At 69.0% G+C, this 19,123-nt stretch carries 21 protein-coding genes; 10 read left to right on the top strand and 11 right to left on the bottom strand.

Annotation, left to right across the window (positions count from 1 at the left end; genetic code table 11):
- Nucleotides 1-8 precede the first annotated feature (8 nt).
- Complete coding sequence (locus AC3ENO_RS07025; protein WP_434969935.1) at nucleotides 9-350, top strand: DUF4190 domain-containing protein; 342 nt, start codon at nucleotides 9-11, stop codon at nucleotides 348-350.
- Nucleotides 351-380: 30 nt separating this feature from the next.
- On the opposite strand, the gene AC3ENO_RS07020 is transcribed toward AC3ENO_RS07025, so the two are convergent.
- The 5 genes from AC3ENO_RS07020 to AC3ENO_RS07000 all read right to left on the bottom strand — a co-directional run bounded on the left by AC3ENO_RS07020 (nucleotide 381) and on the right by AC3ENO_RS07000 (nucleotide 4,481).
- Nucleotides 381-1,244: a fumarylacetoacetate hydrolase family protein gene (locus AC3ENO_RS07020; protein ID WP_434969934.1), complete on the bottom strand. Its 864-nt coding sequence runs from the start codon at nucleotides 1,242-1,244 to the stop codon at nucleotides 381-383.
- 166 nt (nucleotides 1,245-1,410) lie between these two features.
- Complete coding sequence (locus AC3ENO_RS07015) at nucleotides 1,411-2,142, bottom strand: cytochrome c biogenesis CcdA family protein (protein ID WP_434969933.1); 732 nt, start codon at nucleotides 2,140-2,142, stop codon at nucleotides 1,411-1,413.
- Complete coding sequence (locus AC3ENO_RS07010) at nucleotides 2,139-2,636, bottom strand: thioredoxin family protein (RefSeq protein WP_434969932.1); 498 nt, start codon at nucleotides 2,634-2,636, stop codon at nucleotides 2,139-2,141. Before AC3ENO_RS07010 ends, AC3ENO_RS07015 begins: the two co-directional genes overlap by 4 nt.
- 139 nt (nucleotides 2,637-2,775) lie before the next feature.
- Entirely contained in the window at nucleotides 2,776-3,780 is a 1,005-nt protein-coding gene (locus AC3ENO_RS07005) for a sensor histidine kinase (RefSeq protein ID WP_434969931.1), read from the bottom strand.
- Nucleotides 3,777-4,481, bottom strand: coding sequence for a response regulator transcription factor (locus AC3ENO_RS07000; protein WP_434969930.1), 705 nt, complete (start codon nucleotides 4,479-4,481; stop codon nucleotides 3,777-3,779). Before AC3ENO_RS07000 ends, AC3ENO_RS07005 begins: the two co-directional genes overlap by 4 nt.
- Nucleotides 4,482-4,650: 169 nt before the next feature.
- Here AC3ENO_RS07000 and AC3ENO_RS06995 point away from each other — a divergent pair, with 169 nt between their 5' ends.
- Together AC3ENO_RS06995 and AC3ENO_RS06990 are read left to right on the top strand one after the other, a co-directional pair.
- A complete protein-coding gene (locus tag AC3ENO_RS06995; protein ID WP_434969929.1) occupies nucleotides 4,651-5,019 on the top strand; it encodes an FKBP-type peptidyl-prolyl cis-trans isomerase in 369 nt (122 codons plus the stop codon).
- 195 nt (nucleotides 5,020-5,214) lie between these two features.
- Nucleotides 5,215-5,778, top strand: a complete 564-nt coding sequence (locus AC3ENO_RS06990; RefSeq protein ID WP_434969928.1) for a YceI family protein — start codon at nucleotides 5,215-5,217, stop codon at nucleotides 5,776-5,778.
- Between the two features lie 62 nt (nucleotides 5,779-5,840).
- On the opposite strand, the gene AC3ENO_RS06985 is transcribed toward AC3ENO_RS06990, so the two are convergent.
- Together AC3ENO_RS06985 and AC3ENO_RS06980 are read right to left on the bottom strand one after the other, a co-directional pair.
- Complete coding sequence (locus AC3ENO_RS06985) at nucleotides 5,841-7,151, bottom strand: MFS transporter (protein ID WP_434969927.1); 1,311 nt, start codon at nucleotides 7,149-7,151, stop codon at nucleotides 5,841-5,843.
- The gene (locus AC3ENO_RS06980; protein ID WP_434969926.1) at nucleotides 7,148-7,369 is read right to left on the bottom strand and encodes a DUF167 domain-containing protein; all 222 of its coding nucleotides are present in this window, start codon (nucleotides 7,367-7,369) and stop codon (nucleotides 7,148-7,150) included. Before AC3ENO_RS06980 ends, AC3ENO_RS06985 begins: the two co-directional genes overlap by 4 nt.
- A gap of 142 nt (nucleotides 7,370-7,511) precedes the next feature.
- Here AC3ENO_RS06980 and rpsO point away from each other — a divergent pair, with 142 nt between their 5' ends.
- The 7 genes from rpsO to AC3ENO_RS06945 all read left to right on the top strand — a co-directional run bounded on the left by rpsO (nucleotide 7,512) and on the right by AC3ENO_RS06945 (nucleotide 14,383).
- Entirely contained in the window at nucleotides 7,512-7,781 is a 270-nt protein-coding gene (gene rpsO / locus AC3ENO_RS06975; protein WP_228177722.1) for a 30S ribosomal protein S15, read from the top strand.
- Nucleotides 7,782-7,971: 190 nt separating this feature from the next.
- Nucleotides 7,972-8,940 carry an iron uptake transporter permease EfeU gene (efeU, locus tag AC3ENO_RS06970; protein WP_434969925.1) on the top strand — a complete coding sequence of 323 codons (969 nt, stop codon included), beginning with the start codon at nucleotides 7,972-7,974 and terminating at the stop codon, nucleotides 8,938-8,940.
- Nucleotides 8,937-10,169 carry an iron uptake system protein EfeO gene (gene efeO, locus AC3ENO_RS06965; RefSeq protein ID WP_434969924.1) on the top strand — a complete coding sequence of 411 codons (1,233 nt, stop codon included), beginning with the start codon at nucleotides 8,937-8,939 and terminating at the stop codon, nucleotides 10,167-10,169. Before efeU ends, efeO begins: the two co-directional genes overlap by 4 nt.
- 2 nt (nucleotides 10,170-10,171) lie before the next feature.
- Nucleotides 10,172-11,461: an iron uptake transporter deferrochelatase/peroxidase subunit gene (gene efeB / locus AC3ENO_RS06960; protein ID WP_434970090.1), complete on the top strand. Its 1,290-nt coding sequence runs from the start codon at nucleotides 10,172-10,174 to the stop codon at nucleotides 11,459-11,461.
- 47 nt (nucleotides 11,462-11,508) lie between these two features.
- Nucleotides 11,509-12,441 (top strand): alpha/beta fold hydrolase, encoded by a 933-nt coding sequence (locus AC3ENO_RS06955; protein WP_434969923.1) that lies wholly within the window; start codon nucleotides 11,509-11,511, stop codon nucleotides 12,439-12,441.
- Between the two features lie 90 nt (nucleotides 12,442-12,531).
- Nucleotides 12,532-13,725, top strand: a complete 1,194-nt coding sequence (locus AC3ENO_RS06950) for an LLM class flavin-dependent oxidoreductase (protein ID WP_434970089.1) — start codon at nucleotides 12,532-12,534, stop codon at nucleotides 13,723-13,725.
- Between the two features lies 1 nt (nucleotide 13,726).
- The gene (locus AC3ENO_RS06945) at nucleotides 13,727-14,383 is read left to right on the top strand and encodes an FMN reductase (protein WP_434969922.1); all 657 of its coding nucleotides are present in this window, start codon (nucleotides 13,727-13,729) and stop codon (nucleotides 14,381-14,383) included.
- 48 nt (nucleotides 14,384-14,431) lie between these two features.
- Here AC3ENO_RS06945 and AC3ENO_RS06940 read toward each other — a convergent pair whose 3' ends face one another.
- From AC3ENO_RS06940 to AC3ENO_RS06925, 4 genes are all read right to left on the bottom strand, one after another.
- Nucleotides 14,432-16,444, bottom strand: a complete 2,013-nt coding sequence (locus AC3ENO_RS06940) for a PTS fructose transporter subunit IIABC (RefSeq protein WP_434969921.1) — start codon at nucleotides 16,442-16,444, stop codon at nucleotides 14,432-14,434.
- A 20-nt stretch (nucleotides 16,445-16,464) separates the two neighbouring features.
- A complete protein-coding gene (locus tag AC3ENO_RS06935; RefSeq protein WP_434969920.1) occupies nucleotides 16,465-17,433 on the bottom strand; it encodes a 1-phosphofructokinase family hexose kinase in 969 nt (322 codons plus the stop codon).
- On the bottom strand, nucleotides 17,430-18,212 hold the full coding sequence (locus AC3ENO_RS06930) for a DeoR/GlpR family DNA-binding transcription regulator (RefSeq protein ID WP_434969919.1): 783 nt from the start codon (nucleotides 18,210-18,212) through the stop codon (nucleotides 17,430-17,432). Before AC3ENO_RS06930 ends, AC3ENO_RS06935 begins: the two co-directional genes overlap by 4 nt.
- Before the next feature lie 171 nt (nucleotides 18,213-18,383).
- Entirely contained in the window at nucleotides 18,384-19,016 is a 633-nt protein-coding gene (locus AC3ENO_RS06925) for a DedA family protein (RefSeq protein WP_434969918.1), read from the bottom strand.
- Nucleotides 19,017-19,123: the final 107 nt, after the last annotated feature.

Below are 19,123 nucleotides of genomic sequence, written 5' to 3'. Positions count from 1 at the left end.
AGTCGCCCATGTCCGATTCATCCGCCTACCAGCCTGCGCCGCAGGCGCCCGCAGGAGCTCCGACCGCGGCCGTGCCCGGCAAGACGCTCGGCATCGTCGCCCTCATCCTCGCCTTCTTCTTCCAGCTCCTCGGGCTCATCCTCGGGATCGTCGCCCTGGTCCAGAGCCGCAAGGCTGGAGCGAAGAACGGTCCCGCGTTGTGGGCGATCATCCTCTCGATCGTCTTCATGGTGATCGGGATCATCATCGCGATCGCCGTGTTCAGCTCGCTCGGCTCGGCGCTGGCCGTGTGCTCCGAGCTCGGCACCGGCGTGCACGAGGTGAACGGGGTCACCATCACCTGCGGCTGAGTTCGCGAGCCGCCCGAACGCACTGCCGGATCAGTCGATGATCCGGCAGTGCGTTCTCAGTTCTCCGATGCCCTCTACGCCCACCGTCACGGTCGACCGATCACGCAGGAACACCTGCGGGTCGCGGGAATAGCCGGCGCCGCCGGGGCTGCCGGTCGAGATCAACGTCCCCGGGAGCAAGGTCGCTGATGCCGAAAGGTGCGCGATCAGGGTCGCGACGGGGCGGACCATCTGGCTCGTGGATGCATCCTGCAGCGTGTGCCCGTCCAGCACCGTCCATATGTGGAGATCCTGCGGGTCGGTGATCTCGTCAGCGGTGACGACGACCGGGCCCACGGGAGTGAAGCCGTCGAAGGACTTGCACCGCGACCACTGCGCCTCGGCGAACTGGATGTCGCGGGCGGTGATGTCGTTGACGACGGTGTAGCCCCAGACGTGATCGAGGGCATTCTCGGGTGTGACGTCTTTCGCGGGTCGCCCGATGATCACACCCAGCTCCGCCTCGTAGTCCACCGCCTCGCTGAGTGTCCTAGGCCAGCGCGTCGTTCCGTCGTGGCCCGCGAGAGAACCCGGCCAGAGGACGAAGACTGTCGGAGCAGTGTCGGTCTTCAAGCCGAGTTCGCTGGAGTGTGCTGCGTAGTTCAGACCCACCGCGAGGATCACGGGAGGCTGGGGGACGGCGGGCCCGAACACCGCGCCCGACAGCGGGACGCGCGCGGCGTCGGCCGCGGCGAGCCTCACCCGCTCGAGCATCTCCGCACCGCCGTCGATGAGGTCGTTGAGTGTTGCCGGGGCACCGTCGAACAGCTCGGAGACGACGGCCGCACCGCCATCGTCCACGGTGACGAGCTGAAGGGAGGCCGACCCGGGAAAAGAGACGTGGGCGAAGCGCATTCATCCACGCTAGCGTCGACAGCCGTCCTCGGCCGGACAAAGACTCAGCGCCCGGTGCCGCGGCGATGCCTGCGAGTCCTATCCGGGCGCTGAGTAGATCTATAACAGCTTCTCTCTGCCTGCGTGCCCTGTCAAGACCCCTCGGCGAGGGAGACCGCACCGGGGATCACCGTCCGATGTCCGAGCCGATCTCCCACGGCGCGATCGGTGAGGAGGTGAGGATCCAGGCCTCGATGTCTTGCATCACCCCGGTGGCGATCAGGATGCCGATGACGATGAACAGGATGCCCAACCCGCGGCGGAACCACCCATGCGGGTCGGCCGCCCACCGCATCCTGCGCACGGCGCGCTGGCCGGCCAGCGCGATCACGAGCAGAACCGCCATGAGGCCGACGACATAGGCGGCAAGCAGAGCGAGACCACGGCCGGGCTCGGCGGGCAGCACCGTCACGATCACGTACGCGAACAGCGGACTGCACGAGGTGAAGACGGGGCCGAGCGCGGCGCCGGTGAGGATCGCGCCCACGGTGCCGCCGCGCCGGTGTGCCGCATCCAGGTTCCGCGCCGATGCTCCGGTCAGTCCGGTCCGGAGCGTGATCCGATCCCACGCGCCGGGAAAGACCGAGAACAGCCCCAGGACGATGAGCAGGATGCCGCTGGCGACCTGCCACACCTGCGTGGGGATGTCGATGAGCGCGGTCGTGGCCCGCAGAAGCAGCGTGAACGCCGTGACACTCGCGCCCAGAGACAGCGTGATGACGACCGCGCGGCGGGTCGCGTCTCGATTCGATGCACCCTGCAATGAGCCGCCGACGATGATCGGCAGGAGGGTGAGCGAGCAGGGTGCCAGTGTCGTCAACGCCCCCGCCAGCAGCGCTCCTGCCAGGGCGGTGATCATCCCTGGATCGCCTGCGCCTTGATGTCCTCGCCGGTCACCGATCCGGTCCACTTGGCCAGCTGTGTCCCGTCGCGATCGACCTGGACGAACGTGTGCTGCTGGGTGATCCCGTACTCGCGTTTGAGATCGTTGGCGGTGTCGTAGTCGACCTTCACGACGGTGAGGCCATCCGGGATCCCCGCGGTGGTCAACGATTCGTCGGTTGCGCGGCAGCTCGGGCACCAGTCCGCGTGGAAGAAGTACACGACCGTCGTGTCGGCCCGCTCCGCCATCTGGTTCTGGTACTCCTCGAGCGAGAGGTAGGCGCCCGCTGCCATCGCGTCGACTGACATATCGTCCATCGGCTCGCTCGTGGCCATCTCCTCGGTCATCTCCTCGGCCAGATGAGTCGGTGTCGGCGTCGCGCCCGCGCCCGTGGAGGCCGGCGTGGCGCACGCGGTGAGGCCGAGTCCTGCGATGAGGACGAGGGTGGCGGTGACGGATGAGTGGCGCATGATGACTCCGGTGCTCGGTCGAAAGATCGTCTGTCGGCATCAGTCAACGCGAGGGTGCGCCGTCGCTCCAGCGGAGGCGGCGACTCGTCATGGGACCGTAAGAAGTTCCCGGCTCGCGCGGTGCCACACGTGCGAGCCGTCAGTGGTCGGTGGCCGCAGGCAGGCGCAGGCTGACGGTGCAGCCCGGTGCCGGCGCGGTGCCCTCGATCGTCACGCGACCACCGTGCGCCCGCGCGACCTCGTCGACGATTGCGAGCCCGAGGCCCATGCCCCGTTCCGATCGAGCGGAGTCGCCGCGCCAGCCTGGCTCGAGGAGGTGGGGCAGATCGTCGGCGGGGATGCCTCCGCATCCGTCCGTGACCGAGACCACGGCGTCGTCTCCGTCGCGGACGGTCGTGAGCGTCACACTCCCGCCCGCAGGGGTGTGCTGCACGGCGTTGCGGATGATGTTCGTGACGGCACGGGTCACCTCGCGCACCTCGACATCGATGACGTCACCACCCAGCGCCCTCGCCTCGATCCGGACCCCTTCCGCCGCGGCGAGCGGGGAGACCGACGCGACAGCATCCGACACGAGGTCATCGAGCGACGCGGCAGTGATGTCGCGTCGGCGTTCGGTGTGCAATCGCGACAGCTCCACGATGTCGTCGACCATCGCGTCGAGCCGGTCGACTTCGCGGACAATGCGGGCGGGCGGGTCGTCGGGGGAGGTCTCGTCGGCCGCCGACTCGGCCAACGCGCGGATGCCGGCAAGGGGCGTGCGCAGATCGTGGGAGAGCCAGCGGATCGTCTCGCGTCGTGAGTCCTCGACCTCGCGGGCGCGCTGCCGGTCTGCGCGTTCGGCGGCGGCCTCTCGTTCGACGGCCCGGGCTCGGCGGGCCAGCACGAGTCCCACCAGCAGTGCGAGCGGGGCGCACGCGGCGAGGACGACGAGCAGCGTCTGGGACGTGTGGTCGTCGATCAGCATCTGCCGGGTCGCCACCGCAACACCCGCGCCGAGCGAGGCGACGACGACGAACGGCGCGGCGATGGCCGCGACGATGGGCTTGGACCGCGGGAGGGCGGCCACGATCGCCGTGCCGGCCAGTCCCACCCCCGCTGTCGTGAGGATCGAGAGGACGACGGCGTTCTCGTCGGGGGTCATGATCCGGCCTCTGTCGACCCGCTCGGATCCCAGCGGTACCCCTTGCCGAACACCGTCGCCAGCCGCGTCGGCCGCGAGGGGTCGACCTCGATCTTCTCCCGTAGTCGTCTCACGTGCACCGTCACGGTGGATGGATCGCCCACGTTCCAGCGCCAGACTTCCCGGATGAGGTCTTCCCGGCTGTGGATCACCGCCGGGTGCTGCAAGAACCAGACCAGCAGATCGAATTCCCGCCCCGTCAGGGAGAGCGGTTCGCCGTCTTGCAGTGCCCGGCCGGCCGCGACCTCGACGCGCAGGTCTCCGTCGACGAGCGTGTCGGGGTGCTCGGGACCTGCGGCGGTGATCCGGCGCAGCAGCGATCGGATGCGCAGGTCGAGCTCCCGCAGACTGTAGGGCTTCGTGATGTAGTCGTCGGCGCCTGCCAGCAGACCCTGCACTCTCTCGTGCTCCTGAGCCCGGGCCGTCACCATGATCAGGGGCAGATCACGCTGAACGGCCCGGAGCCGCCGGGTCACCTCGAGTCCGCTCATGCCCGGGAGCATCAGGTCCAGCAGCACGAGATCGACGGGCGACTCGGCGAACCGCGTGACGGCTTCTGCCCCGTCACCGACGGAGATCACCTCATGGCCGGCGCGGGTCAGGTATGCGGCGACGGTTTCGCGCATGGTCCGGTCGTCCTCGACCAGCATCAGACGCACCACGGGCCCCACTATAGGCACCCGGATCCCGCGTGCACCCGGCGAAAGCCCGGGCGTCAGGAGTTCGTAACCTCTCGCTCGACCCGTGGGGCGAGCTCGGTCTCACTCCCGTGCTCGAGGGGAAGGGCGAGTCGCATTGCGCGTCGCGACTGCCTCTGGTGGGATGGTGGGCATGACTGATGACCGCACCAAGCCCGACATCGACGCGCCCCAGGGACCTGCTCCCGCCGACCTCGTCATCCGTGACCTGATCGTCGGTGAGGGCGCGGAGGCGAAGCCGGGCGACAGCGTCACCGTGCACTATGTCGGTGTCGAGTATGACTCCGGCGAGGAGTTCGACTCGTCGTGGAACCGCGGTGAGAGCATCCAGTTCCCCCTGCGCGGCCTGATCCAGGGCTGGCAGGACGGCATCCCCGGCATGCGCGAGGGGGGACGCCGCGAGCTGGTCATCCCGCCGCATCTGGCATACGGTCCGGCAGGTGGCCACTTCCTCGGCGGAAAGACGCTGATCTTCATCATCGACCTGATCTCCGTGGGCTGAGGCGCTCGTTCGCGCAGAACGACCACGACGGCGGCGGGTGCTTCGGTACCCGCCGCCGTCGTCTGCACGCGCATCACGGTGACGGGACGGTGACAGACAGGAGAACATTCGCATTCACGGGAATAGAGTCAGGGGGTCGTCTGTTGGGGGTCATGTCGCCGTGTGGCGACTCCGACATAGCTCCGAGGAGAGACAATGACCGATTCCCTGACCGTCGAGATCCCCGGCTACCGCGTGGGTACGTGGCAGTTGGACGCGTCGCACAGCGAGGTCCACTTCACCGTTCGACACATGATGATCTCGAAGGTGCGCGGCACCTTCGGCGTCAAGAGCGCGACGTTCGTGACTCCCGCGAACCCGCTCGAGACGACCGTGACCGCATCGGTCGACGTCGCCTCCGTCGACACGAAGGATGAGGGACGTGACAACCACCTCCGTTCCGCTGACTTCTTCGACGCCGAGCAGTACCCGACGATGGACTTCGTGTCCACCGGCGTCCGTGTCGAGGACGGCGACTTCTTCGTCGACGGCGACCTCACCATCCGCGGCATCACGAAGCCGGTGACGTTCGCCGTCGAGTTCGGTGGCTTCGGCAACGACCCGTGGGGCAACTACAAGGCGGGTGCAACGGCCAAGACCGTCATCAACCGCGAAGACTTCGGCCTCACCTGGAACGCCGCCCTCGAGACCGGTGGGGTCCTGGTCGGCAAGGACGTGACGATCGAGCTCGACCTTCAGGGTGCGCTGCAGGCCGACTGAGGCCTCGCCCAGCGGGACGGATGCCAGCGGCATCCGTCCCGCTGTTGTTTTCGGACTGCCTGCTAGGGAACCGGATTGTCGGCGTCGTACGCGCGGAATCCGGGGCTCAGTCGTACGAGCGTCGTGACGATCGCGAGGATGAGCAGCCCGCCCAGCAGCGGCGGGAACCAGAGTGTGGTGAAGGTCGCAAGCGTCCCGGCGTAGAGCGCGCCGACACGCGGCCCGCCCGCGACGACCACGATGAAGATCCCCTGCAGCCTGCCCCGGATGCTGTCGGGAACTGCCGACTGCATCATCGTCGAGCGGTAGATTGCGCTGACGTTGTCGGCGCCGCCGGCAACGGCCAGCACGAGAACCGCGATCGAGATCAGCAGGAGGTTCGGCGAGGTCTCGCCGAGATCTGTCGGTGTTCCGATCCCGAGCGCGGCGGCCAGCAGGACGGCGCCGAACAGCACGATCGCCGCGCCGTACACGAGGATCGCACGCTCGATCCCGAGGCCGTGCGCGCGGTATCGCCCGATGCGGCCCGAGAACAGGCTCGAGAGGAACGCCCCCGCTGCGAAGGCTGCGGTCAGGATGCCGGTCGTGATCGGGCCACCCCCGAGCAGCACCGCTCCGATCGCGGGAAAAAGCGCCAAGGGCTGCCCGAAGGTCATCGCGGTGATGTCCAGGATGTACTGCAGCCGGATGTTCCCGGCCCGTCGCAGGAACGCCACGCCGTCCTTGAGCGACTCCAGCCCGGGCCGCACGATTGCGCCCTCGGGCACGATGCGGGGAAGGGTCCACAGCCCCAGGAACAGCGATGTCATCAGCACGACATCGACCGAGTACGTCCAGGCGTACCCGACAGTCGCGACGAGGACCCCCGCCAGTGCGGGGCCTGCCATGACCATGATGCCCACCGTGATGCCCTGCAGCGCGGCAGCGGCGGGGAGCAGGTGCCGGGGAAGCAGGCGCGGCACGATCGCCGACCGGGTGGCGAGCACGACCGAGTTCGCGGCGGAGTTGACGATGCTGAGGGCATAGAGCGACCAGACGGTCTCCATCTGCGCCCAGGCAAGCGCGGCCAGCAGCGCCGTGGAGGCGAACGTCACGGTCGCAGCGATGAGGGCGACCAGTCGTCGGTCGAAGGCATCGGCGAGCATGCCGCCGTAGAGGCCTGCGACGACCATGGGCACAAGCCCGACGACGGCGATCATCGACACAGCGAACGTGCTCGCGGTGAGGTCGTAGACGTGCAACATCACGGCGACGATGGTCAGTTGCCCGCCCAGTCCCGCGAGCGTTGTGCCGATCCAGAGCCGGGCGAACGCGGGGCTGGCGCGGAAGGGGCGCAGATCGAGCAGTTCGTCGCGCGCGGAGCGTGCGCTCATGCGTCGATCTCGACGAGCTTGACGCGCGCCGCGTGTCCCCGCACGATCGTGATCCGGCTGGACGCGACGCCGAAGTGCTCCGCCAACACGCGGACGAGGCCGTCGTTGGCGGCACCCTCGACCGCACGTTCGCGCAGGAAGACGGTCAAGGTCCCGTCGCCGTCGATGACCAGCGGTCCTTTCCGACTGCCCGGTTTGACGTGGACGGTGTGGCGCACGGGGGAGAGCCTACCGTCGCGGGTGGCCGTGGTATCCCAGCCCTGGTAGTCTTGTTCGGTTGCCGTTCGATCGGCCGCGGATGAAGAGAGCTCGCACAGCAGGTGACGGGCGCCGCGCAACGAGGAGAGAGGGGATCGTTCTATGGCACTGGAAGCAGAGACCAAGAAGGCGATCATCGAAGAGTACGCAACGCACCCCGGTGACACCGGATCCCCCGAGGTGCAGGTCGCGCTCATGACGCAGCGCATCAAGGACCTTACCGAGCACCTCAAGGAGCATAAGCACGACCACCACTCGCGTCGTGGCCTGTTCCTGCTCGTCGGTCAGCGCCGTCGTCTGCTCGGCTACCTCCAGGACATCGACATCGAGCGCTACCGCAAGCTGATCGAGCGCCTGGGTCTGCGCCGATAAAGCAGCGCCCGCGTATATCGCTTTCGCGAAGGGTCGTCCCACGGTGTGGGGCGGCCCTTCGTCGTTGTCTGGTCGGTGGCGGCCCGGGGCACTCACGCGTGAGTTGCCGGCGAACCACCGACGCGAGTAGTCTCCGTAATTAGGTAAGCCTTACCGATCTTCATCCCACAACGTCTCGCCGGAGCCCGCCGTGTTCGCCACCTTCCTCATCGGCCTGCGCGAAGGACTCGAAGCGGCGCTCGTGGTCGGCATCCTCGTCGCGTATCTCACGCAGCTGGGCCGGCGCGACGTGCTGCCCAGGCTGTGGGTGGGCGTGTTCGCGGCGATCGCGCTCGCGGTCGGACTGGGCGCCTTCTTCACGTTCGGCGCCTACGCCCTCACTTTCGAGGCCCAGGAGATCATCGGCGGCGTGTTGTCGCTGCTGGCTGTCGCGATGGTGACCTGGATGGTCTTCTGGATGCAGTCTCATGCCCGCACGCTCGCGAGCGGACTGCGGACCAACGTCGATCGGGCGATCGCCGCGGGCGGCTTGTGGGGTGTCGTCGTGCTCGGCTTCGTCTCGGTGGCGCGCGAAGGCGTCGAGACGACGCTCCTGTTGTGGTCGATGGTGCAGTCCTTCGGCGATGCGCCAGCGTCTTTGCTGGGCGCCGTGCTCGGCATCCTGTTCGCTGCGCTTCTCGGCTGGCTGGTCGCTCGCGGCGCCGTGCGCATGAATCTGCGGGTGTTCTTCACGTGGACCGGCGCGTTCCTCATCGTGGTCGCTGCCGGTGTGCTCGCCTATGCGGTGCATGACCTGCAGGAGGCCGGCGTGCTGCCCGGTCCGTTCACGGCTGCCGCGCCGGTGGTCGGCGGCGCCGTCGCGGTCGGCTGGGCGGGTTTCCCCTTCGGGTGGGCTTTCGACCTGTCGCACGTCATCGGCCCGGGGACCCCCCTCGCTGCGGTCCTGCAGGCGACGATCGGCTTCACCCCGATCATGAGCTGGCTGCAAGTGGTCGCGTGGGTCCTGTATCTCGCGATCGTGGGCGCCGTGTTCGTGACTCGTGCACGCCGGGCTTCGCCGACGTCGCCTCCGCGGGCCGCCCCGAACACGGCGCCGGCGGATGCCGCTCTCGAGCCCCACGGCACGATCCCTCCCCTCGCACACCAAGGAGAACAATGACCACTTTCTCGCGCAGTCTCGCTTTCGTCGCGGCGACCGCCGCCGGGGCTCTCGTCCTCGCCGGCTGCGTCGCGCGTTCCGAGCAGTCGGGCGACGGTGCCCTCGCCGTCACCTCCAGCGATGACGCCTGCGAGATCTCGTCGCCGACGGCGCCGAGCGGAACCCTCACCTTCGAGGTGACCAACACCGGATCGCAGACCACCGAGTTCTACCTGCTCGCCAGCGATGGGCTGCGCATCGTCGGCGAGGTCGAGAACGTTGCACCGGGAGCCTCGCGCACCCTGACGGTGCTCGCTCAACCGGGGGAGTACTTCACGCTGTGCAAGCCGGGCATGGTCGGTGAGGGCGTCGGCCGCGCCGCCTTCGCCGTCACGGGCGAGGCCGTCGAGGTGGATGGCGACGACGCCGAGCTCAAGCAGCAGGCCGTCGACCTGTACGCGGCGTTCGTCAAGGACCAGGTCGGTCAGCTCGTCCCCGCGGTCGATGAGTTCGTCGCCGCCTACGTCGCGGGGGACGACGAGACCGCCCGGGCGATGTTCCCGCAGGTGCGCGCGTACTACGAGCGCATCGAACCGGTTGCCGAAGCGCTGGGCGACCTCGACCCGCGCATCGACTTCCGCGAGGTCGACGCCGTCGCCGACGGACTGGACTGGACGGGCTTCCACCGCATCGAGAAGGACCTGTGGGTCCCGGCATCCGATGCCCTCAACTCCGACGGCGTGACGCCGGCCTGGCAGGATTGGGCGCCGTCCACCCCCGAGCAGCGGGCCGACTTCGGCGACCTGCTCATCGCCGACGTGCAAGAGCTCTACGACTACGTGCACGGCCAGGAGTTCGTCGACACGCTCGAATCGCAGGGCATCGCGGGCATCTCCAACGGTGCCATCGCGCTGCTCGACGAGGTCGCGACCGGCAAGATCAGCGGCGAAGAGGACTGGTGGTCGGGAACGGACCTGTACGACTTCGCAGCCAACGTCGAGGGTTCGAAGATGGCCTTCTCGCTCGTGCGCGACTTCGCGGTCGCGAGCGGTCCGGACGGCCAGGAGCTCGTCTCCCAGATCGACGACGGCTACGCTCGGTTGGACGCGGAACTGGCGGCATTCGGGTCGCTCAGCGACGGATTCGTTGCGTACGGCGCGCTGACCGAGGCGGACAAGCGTGCGCTGTCGGACCAGATCAACGCCCTCGCAGAGCCGCTGTCCCAGCTGACAGTGACCGTTCTGGAGTGAGAATGACCGATCCGGCATCGCAGCAGCACGCCACCGCGGGGCTGAGTAGGCGCGGCCTGCTCGGCCTGGCGCTGGGCGCCGGCGCGGCGGGGGTGGCGGTCGGCGTCGGCGGAGCCGCCCTGGTCGGGCGCGCCTCGGACGGCTCGGCGGCGCCCCGCGCCGACACGCAGCCCTTCTTCGGGGAGCACCAGGCGGGTATCACGACCCCCGTGCAGGACCATCTGCATTTCGCGGCCTTCGACATCATGGACACGACCAGTCGTGAAGAGCTCGTCGAGCTGCTCCAGGACTGGAGCTACGCCGCCTCGCGGATGATGCTCGGCCTCGAGGTGAGTGCGTCGGGGGCGGTGGGTGGCTCCCCCGAAGCGCCGCCGGATGACACCGGCGAGGCGCTCGGGTTGCCCGCGAGCAACCTCACCATCACCTTCGGGTTCGGCCCCACCCTGTTCCGCGCGGCCGACGGCAGCGATCGTTTCGGGCTCGCCGACCGGGCGCCCGCCGCACTCGCGACGTTGCCGCCGTTCCTGGGTGACGACCTCGACCCCGACCACAGCGGGGGAGACCTCTGCATTCAGGCGTGTGCGGATGACCCGCAGGTCGCCGTGCACGCGGTGCGCAACCTCAGTCGCATCGCGTTCGGTCGGGCGCGCTTGCGCTGGCCGCAACTCGGCTTCGGCCGCACATCCCGCACCTCTGCGCAGCAGCAGACCCCGCGAAACCTCTTCGGGTTCAAGGACGGCACCGCCAACCTCCTCGCCACCGACGAGCACGGCCTCGCCGAGCACGTGTGGGTCTCGACCGAGGACGGTCCCGCATGGCTGGCCGGCGGCTCGTATCTGGTGGCCCGCAAGATCGCGATGAAGATCGAGACGTGGGACCGGGTCCGCTTGGCCGAGCAGGAGCAGATCACCGGCCGCACGAAGGGCAGCGGCGCCCCCTTGAGTGGCGGAGAGGAGTTCACCCCTCCTGACTTCACCGCCGTGTCGGGATCCGGCATCCCCGCGATCGATCCCGCATCCCACGTGGCGCGCGCGCATCCCGACGCCAACGACGGGATTCGGATGCTGCGCCGGGGCTACAACTACGTCGATGGGAACACGGCGCTCGGCAGGCTCGACGCCGGTCTGTTCTTCCTGGCCTATGTGCGCTCACCCGAGCGGTTCGTCACCGTGCAGAGGTCGGTTGCGACAGACCTCATGATGGAGTACCTCCTGACGATCGGGTCGGGGCTCTGGGCGGTTCCGCCGGCGCCGAGCGAGGGTTCGTATGTCGGTGCGGCGCTGTTCGAGTAGCCCGAATGCCGCCAGCAACGGATCGCGTGGAGTAGTCTCGGGCGTCGATGACGCTTACCGATGACGCTCGCGAACGCGACGCCGCGATTCCTGATCTGGACTGGCGCGTGTTCCCGGTGGGCACCGTGCGAGACGAGTTCGAGGCGCCGAGCGGCCCTCTGGCCCGCGTGACGCTCGGAACCGGTGCCCGGGGCCGGGTTGTGCTCTTTCCCGGCGTGACGGGATCCAAAGAGGACTTCACCCTGATGCTGCCGCTGCTGGCGGCGGCGGGATACGGTGTCGAGGCGTACGATCTTGCGGGCCAGTACGAATCGCGCGACGCCGGCCCCGAGAATCTCCGTCCGCCGCGGGCGCGGTACGACTACCCACTGTTCATCGACGACCTCACCGCGGTGATCGAGAGTGGACCCGCACCCGCGCATGTGCTCGGCTACTCATTCGCGGGACTCGTCTCGCAGCTCGTGCTCTCGCGTCGCCCCGAGCTGTTCGCCAGCCTCACCCTGCTGTCCACTCCTCCCGCGACAGGCCAGGTCTTCCGGGGGGTCAAGCGGATCGGCCGCTTCAGCAGCCTGGCCGGGCCTCGAAGTGGTGCCTCACTCATGCTCTGGGGCATCCGGAACAACCTGAACCGGGTGCCGCCCCAGCGAATCGCGTTCGTCCGTGAGCGGTTCGCTCTGACCAGGCGCGAGAGTGTCGATGACATCGTGGGCCTCATGATGCGGATGCCGGATGTCGCCGACGCCGTGCGCGCGGCATCGGTGCCCACGCTCGTGGCCACCGGCGCGCATGATCTCTGGCCGACCGAGCAGTACGTCGCCTACGCCCAGCGCATCGGGGCGCAGGTCGCCGTGTACGAGACAGGGCACAGTCCGTGCGAGACAGCTCCGCACCAGCTCGTCCGCGACATGCTCGCGATGTTCGCCGAGGTCGACGGGCCGCTGCCGGGCACCGAACCGTCGATGGGCGACGGTGGGGAATAGATCGACCCGTCCTGCGTTGACGAGGATACATTCACTTGCATAGATCGGCCGCAGACCCCGCGGCCGAGAGCGGAGAGCACGATGACCCAGATGCAATTCGGGATCTTCACCGTCAGTGACATCACCGAGGACCCCACGACCGGGCGCACCCCGAGTGAGGCGGAGCGCATCCGTGACACGATCACGATCGCCACGCACGCCGAGGACGTCGGACTCGATGTGTTCGCCCTCGGGGAGCACCACAACCCGCCGTTCTGGTCGTCTTCTCCCACGACGGCGCTCGCGGCCATCGCCGCGCGCACGCAGCGGCTGATCGTCTCGACCGCGACGACCCTCATCACGACGAACGATCCGGTCAAGATCGCCGAGGACTACGCGATGCTCCAGCACATCGCGGGAGGCCGCATGGATCTCATGCTCGGCCGGGGCAACACGGGTCCGGTCTACCCGTGGTTCGGCAAGGACATCCGCCAGGGCCTGTCGCTGGCGATCGAGAACTACGCCCTGCTGCACCGGCTCTGGCGCGAGGATGTGGTCGACTGGGAAGGACAGTTCCGGACGGCACTGCAGGGGTTCACATCTACCCCGCGTCCCCTCGACGGGGTGCCGCCGTTCGTCTGGCACGGGTCCATTCGCACTCCGGAGATCGCCGAGCAGGCCGCTTACTACGGCGACGGCTTCTTCGCCAACAACATCTTCTGGCCCAAGGAGCACTTCCAGCGCCTCATCACCCTGTACCGGCAGCGTTTCGCCCACTACGGGCACGGCACGCCCGAGCAGGCGATCGTGGGTCTTGGCGGGCAGGTCTTCATGCGTGCGAACTCACAGGATGCGGTGCGAGAGTTCCGCCCCTACTTCGACAAGGCCCCGGTCTACGGCAATGGTCCGAGCCTCGAGGACTTCACCGAGATGACGCCCCTGACCGTCGGCTCTCCGCAGCAGGTCATCGACCGCTACGCCGCCATGAGAGAGACCTTCGGTGACTATCAGCGTCAGCTGTTCCTCATCGACCATGCGGGACTGCCCCTCAAGACCGTCCTCGAGCAGCTCGACATCCTCGGCGGCGAGGTCGTCCCGGTGCTCCGGCGGGAACTCGCCGAGAACCGTCCCGCCGAGGTGCCCGACGCGCCGACGCACGCGGCTCGGGTCGCCGCCGCCGGTGGTCCCCGGGAGGCGCGACCCCGCCCCAATCGCGGCGACAACGTGACGGGTGGGTCTCCGTACCGTGACGCGGAACCGGCCGGATCCGCCTTCGGTCGTGCCGCGAGCCGGAAGGGAGCCTGACATGTCTGAGCGTCGTGTCGCCGTCGTCACGGCGGGGTTGTCCACGCCCTCCTCGACCCGGATGCTGGCCGATCGCCTCGCGACGGCCACCGTGGCCGGGCTCGCGGATCGCGGGATCGACGCATCCGTCGACATCGTCGAGGTGCGCACTCACGCGCACCAGATCACCGACAACCTGCTCACCGGTTTCGCGCCGCCCGCGCTCGAGGCGGCCATCAACCAGATCGTGTCGGCTGACGCCGTCATCGCCGTGACGCCCGTCTTCTCGTCCAGCTACTCCGGACTGTTCAAGTCGTTCATCGACGTGCTGGAGCCGGGGGCGCTGACGGGAAAGCCCGTTCTCCTCGCCGCAACCGGCGGATCTGCGCGACACTCCCTCGCGCTCGAGTACGCGATGCGCCCGTTGTTCGCCTACCTTCGCGCCGAGCCGGTACCGACCTCGGTGTTCGCGGCGCCCGAGGACTGGGCCGGGTCGGGCGAGGGCGCGTCGTCGCTTCGATCCCGCATCGACCGCGCGGCGGGGGAACTTGTCACCGCCATCGCCGGGCGGACCCGCGAATCTGTCACCGATCCGTTCGACCCGGCCGCCTACCTCGGCGAGGGGCGTTCGTTCGCAAGCCTGCTCGGCCGGGTGGCGCCGAGCGAAACGACCCACTGAGACGGATGGCGTCCTGGCCGCACCCGACGACCAGGACGCCATCCGAGTTCAGGCCCGTGCTGCGCCGGAGGCCAGCACCCCGCTTGCCTCCGTGTCGTCGGCGGCGCCGGCGGCCTCGACCGTCGCGGCGCTCGGCCGACGTCCGATGCGCTTGAAGCCGATGACGGCAAGGGCCGTGATGATCGCGCCGATGGCGATCGACAGGACGAACCAGAGGAGGTTGCCGATCGCGAACCACACGAACAGGCCACCGTGGGGCGCCTGCGACGTCACTCCGAAGGCCATCGACAGTGCGCCGGTGGCTGCGCCGCCGAGCATCGATGCCGGGATGACGCGGAGCGGGTCGGCTGCCGCGAAGGGGATGGCGCCCTCAGAGATGAAGGATGCGCCGAGCAGCCACGCCGCGACGCCGTTCTCGCGTTCGACGGGCGTGAACTGTGCGCGAGCAAGGACCGTGGAGGCCAGAGCCAGTCCGAGCGGAGGCACCATACCCGAGGCCATGACCGCCGCCATGATCTCCAGCGGAACCTGGTTGGCAAGCGACGCGGCACCGAGTCCGGCCACCGCGAACGAGTAGGCGACCTTGTTGACCGGGCCGCCGAGGTCGAAGCACATCATGAGGCCGAGGATCACGCCCAGAAGCACGATGCCCACGCCCGTCAGGCTGTTGAGCCAGTCGGTCAGCGTCGTCATGAGCCACGCGATCGGTCCGCCGAGGAACAGGATCATGGCACCGGACGCCGCGATCGATGCCAGCAGCGGAATGATGACCACCGGCATCAGACCGCGAAGCCACCGTGGTGCCGGGATTCGGGTGAGGGAGGCAGCGACCAGTCCCGCGAGGAGACCGCCGACGATGCCGCCGAGGAACCCGGCGTTCATCATGACGGCAATCGTGCCGACGACGAATCCGGGCGCGATGCCGGGCCTGTCGGCCATGGCGTAGGCGATGAACCCCGCGAGGGCGGGAACGAGGAAGCCCATGGAGGCGGCACCGATCACGAAGGCGACGGCGCCGATGTAGGTCCAGAACCCGCCGTCGGGCAGGTTCCACAGCGACGACGACGACACGATGTCACCGGCGGTCTCGTTGATGTCATAGCCCGCGAGGCCGAACCCGATGGCGATGAGCAGACCGCCGCCGGCGACGAAGGGGATCATGTAGCTCACGCCGGTGAGCAGCCAGCGCTGCAGCTTGCGCCCCGCGTGTTCGCTCGCGGCGTCGGCGTGCGCAGGACGTGCCTCGGCGGACACGCGCGGTGCCGACGGGTCTGCGGCGGCGGCGAGGGCTTCGTCGATCATCTGCCCGGGAGCTTCGACACCGCGCTTGACCGGGCCCTGAACCACCGGTTTGCCGGCAAAGCGAGCGCGATCGCGCACATCGACGTCCACGGCGAAGATCACCGCGTCCGCCGCGGCGATGACGGCGGGGTCGAGTGCTGTCGAGCCGCTCGAGCCCTGGGTCTCGACCTCCAGTCGTATCCCGCGCTTCTTGGCCTCGGCGACCAGGGCATCCGCGGCCATGTAGGTGTGCGCGATGCCGGTCGGGCAGGCGGTCACCGCGACCAAGAGCCGTTGGTCGGATGCCTCCGGCGCAGCCGCGCTCACGGCGGGAGCCGGCGAGAGAGCCTGGTCGATCAGCGCGACGACCTCCGGTGCCGAGGTGGCCGCGCGCAGCGATGCCACGAACTCCTCGCGCACCAGAGCTCGGGCGATCGTGGAGAGGATCGCGAGGTGGTCGGTGTCGGCACCGATCGGTGCGGCGATGAAGAACACGAGATCACTCGGGTCGTCGTCGCCGAAGTCGACCGGATCGGACAGCCGCGCGAAGGCGAGTGTCGGCTCGGTCACCGCGGCCGTGCGGCAGTGCGGGATCGCGATCCCTCCCGGCATCCCGGTCGACGTCTGCGCCTCGCGGGCGTGCGCGTCCGCGGCGAGCGCGTGGGCATCGGCGGTTCGCCCCGCGCCGGCGACGATCGTGCTGAGCGCATCGATGACGTCGCCGGATGTCGCCCCCAAGGCGACGTCGAGAGCGACGAGCTCCGTGATGATGATGGACATGTTCTCTCCTTCGAAGAACGTCACGGCGTGGCGACCGTGGCGGGCAGGTGTAGTTCGGTGACCGTGACCTGGTCAGGGCGGGTGTCTGTGGGGCGGGGGATGGTGGTCCCCGGCAGGGCGACCGCAGCGGCGCCGTAGGCCACCGCGTGCGCCAGCCGCGCGGCGGCGGGATGTCCGCCGCTATCGGCGATGAGGTAGCCGGCGAGGGAGGAGTCACCGGCGCCGACGGTGCTGCGGGCGAGCACGGGCGGGTGTGTGGCGTGCCAGGCTCCTTCGCCCGTGGACAGCACTGCCCCGCCGGAGCCGAGCGTCGCGAGGACCGCGGCGATTCCGTCCGCGCGCAGAGCGTCGCCTGCGCGCGCGACCGCTCGCGGGTCGGCCTCGAGCGCGCGGGGTTCGGTCCCCGTCAGTTCGGCGAGCTCCTCGAGGTTGGGCTTGATGAGATCGATGCGCACGCCCGCGCTGCGCAGCGCGGTCAGGGGCCGGCCCGACGTGTCGACTGCGATGCGCGTCTGCGGGGCCGCGATCCGGGCGGTCCGGGCAAGGTCGGCGAGAAGCTCGACGTCCGCTCCGGGTGGCAGGGAGCCGGCGAGGACGATCCAGTCCGCCCTCGGGGCCTCAGCTGCGACGACGTCGTGAAGCGCGGACACGGCCGCAGTGCTCAGGGGCGAGCCGGGCTCATTGATCTTCGTGGTGGTGCCGTCGGGCTCGGCCAGTGCGATGTTGGTGCGCACCGTGGCCGCGGGGTCGACGGCGACGACGGCCATCCCGCTCTCGACGAGTTCCCGCACGTACGGGTCGTGATAGTCGGCGCGGACGACGGCTCGCGTGGCGACGGATGCCTGCAGCAGTGCTCGCGAGACGTTGACACCCTTGCCTGCTGCCTGCGACGTGACGGCCGTCGCGCGAATCACCGCGTCCCGTTCCAGGCGAGACGGAAGCTGAATGGTGCGATCGACGCTCGGGTTGATCGTGACCGTGACGATCATGCCCGCACCAGGTCCACGTCGGCGGCGCGGAGGGCGTCGCGAAGCTCGGGGTCGGGTTCGCCATCGGTCACGAGCGCGTCGATGTCTTCGAGGGAGCAGAATCGCACGAGGGATTCCTCCCCGAGCTTGGAGGCATCGGCCACGACGATGACCCGCCGGGCAGAGCTGACGGCGGCGCGTTTGACCTCGGCCTCGGCCTCATCCGGTGTGCTGAGCCCGAAATCGGCATGCACGGCGTTGGTGCCGATGATCGCGACATCCGGCCGCAGTCCCGTGATCTGCTCGATGGCGCCGGCGCCGACGGCGGCGGCTGTGAGCGCGCGGAGCCTCCCACCGATGACGCGGACGGCGGGAGCGCTCAGATGGCTCAGCGCCGCGGCAGTGGTGATCGAGTTGGTGATGAGCGTGAGGGATGCGTTTCCGTCTTCGCGAACCGCGAGCAGGCGAGCGGCCCTGGCCGCCGTCGTTCCGGCATCGATGTGCACGGCCCCGCCCAGCCCTCGGGGGATCAGGTCGATCGCGGCGGCGGCGATTCGCTCCTTGGCCTCTGTCGCGGTGGCCTCGCGCGCTGCCAGGCTCTGCTCGGCAGAGCTGGTGCGACTTGCCGGCACCGCGCCGCCGTGCACCCGCAGGAGCACGCCATCGGCCTGTAGCTGGTCGAGGTCACGGCGGATCGTCTCTTGCGCGACGCCGAACAGGGCCGACAGTCCGGTGACCGAGACGCGGCCTTCGTCGATGACAATCCCGGCGATACGTTGCTGGCGCTCCGTCGCGTACATGAGTGCTGTGCTCTCCCACCCGACGTCGTCCGTGACATCGAAATCTGTGTATGTGTGAGATTACGTGGGAATGTGTGAGATGACAAGAGTCTCCTCTGTGATTCGGGCGCGACCCGGGGATGAGGGGGCGTGCGCACGCCACGCGCCCGCACGGGCCCCGCGTCGCGCAGTTCAGTCCGAGGAGTCCGCGGAGGCGGGGGGAGTCGTGCCGCGCGAAGCGGACACCCGGGCCACGACGAGGTCGATCGCCACGCCGAGCACGATCGCGACAGCGATCGAGATGAGGACCGCGACGACAGGTCCGCCCGGGACGAGCCGGCCGACGATGGCGCCCACCGCGGCCTGGTAGATCGCCCACCCGGTCGCCGCCGCTGCCACAAGGGCGAGATATCGTGGCGCCGGGAGCCTCGCCGCGCCGGCGGTGAGGTTCACGGCCAGTCGGGCGAACGGGATGAACCGCGCGGTGAAGACGACCGTCGCGCTTGACCGGTGAAGACGGCGGTGCGCCCACCCGATCGCGGCGCTCACTCGTCGCCCACGCATCCACGCCCACCGTTCGAGACCCACTCGTCGCCCGATGATGTAAACGATCATGTCGCCCAGGAAGGCCGCGAGTGCGGCCAGCAGCACGACTCCCGCGAGCGGGGGAGAGCCCACGGTCACCGCGAGGGCGCCGAACGCGGTCACGGCGACCTCTCCCGGAACGATGACCAGAAGGCTGTCTGCCAGGACGAGGGCGAACATCAGGGGAAGGGCCCATACGCTGCTGGCAACCTGCGTCAGCACCTCATCGATCACCCCCATTGGGTAACACCCGAGGGTGAACGGGGACCGAACGGGGCACGTCCGGTGACGCGCATGCGTGCATCCGGTGAACTCTCGGGGACAGGGCCTGCGTCGGCACGTCGGCC

The organism is Microbacterium sp. bgisy207 (assembly GCF_057706855.1).
This window is presented reverse-complemented; position numbering and strand designations above follow the sequence as displayed.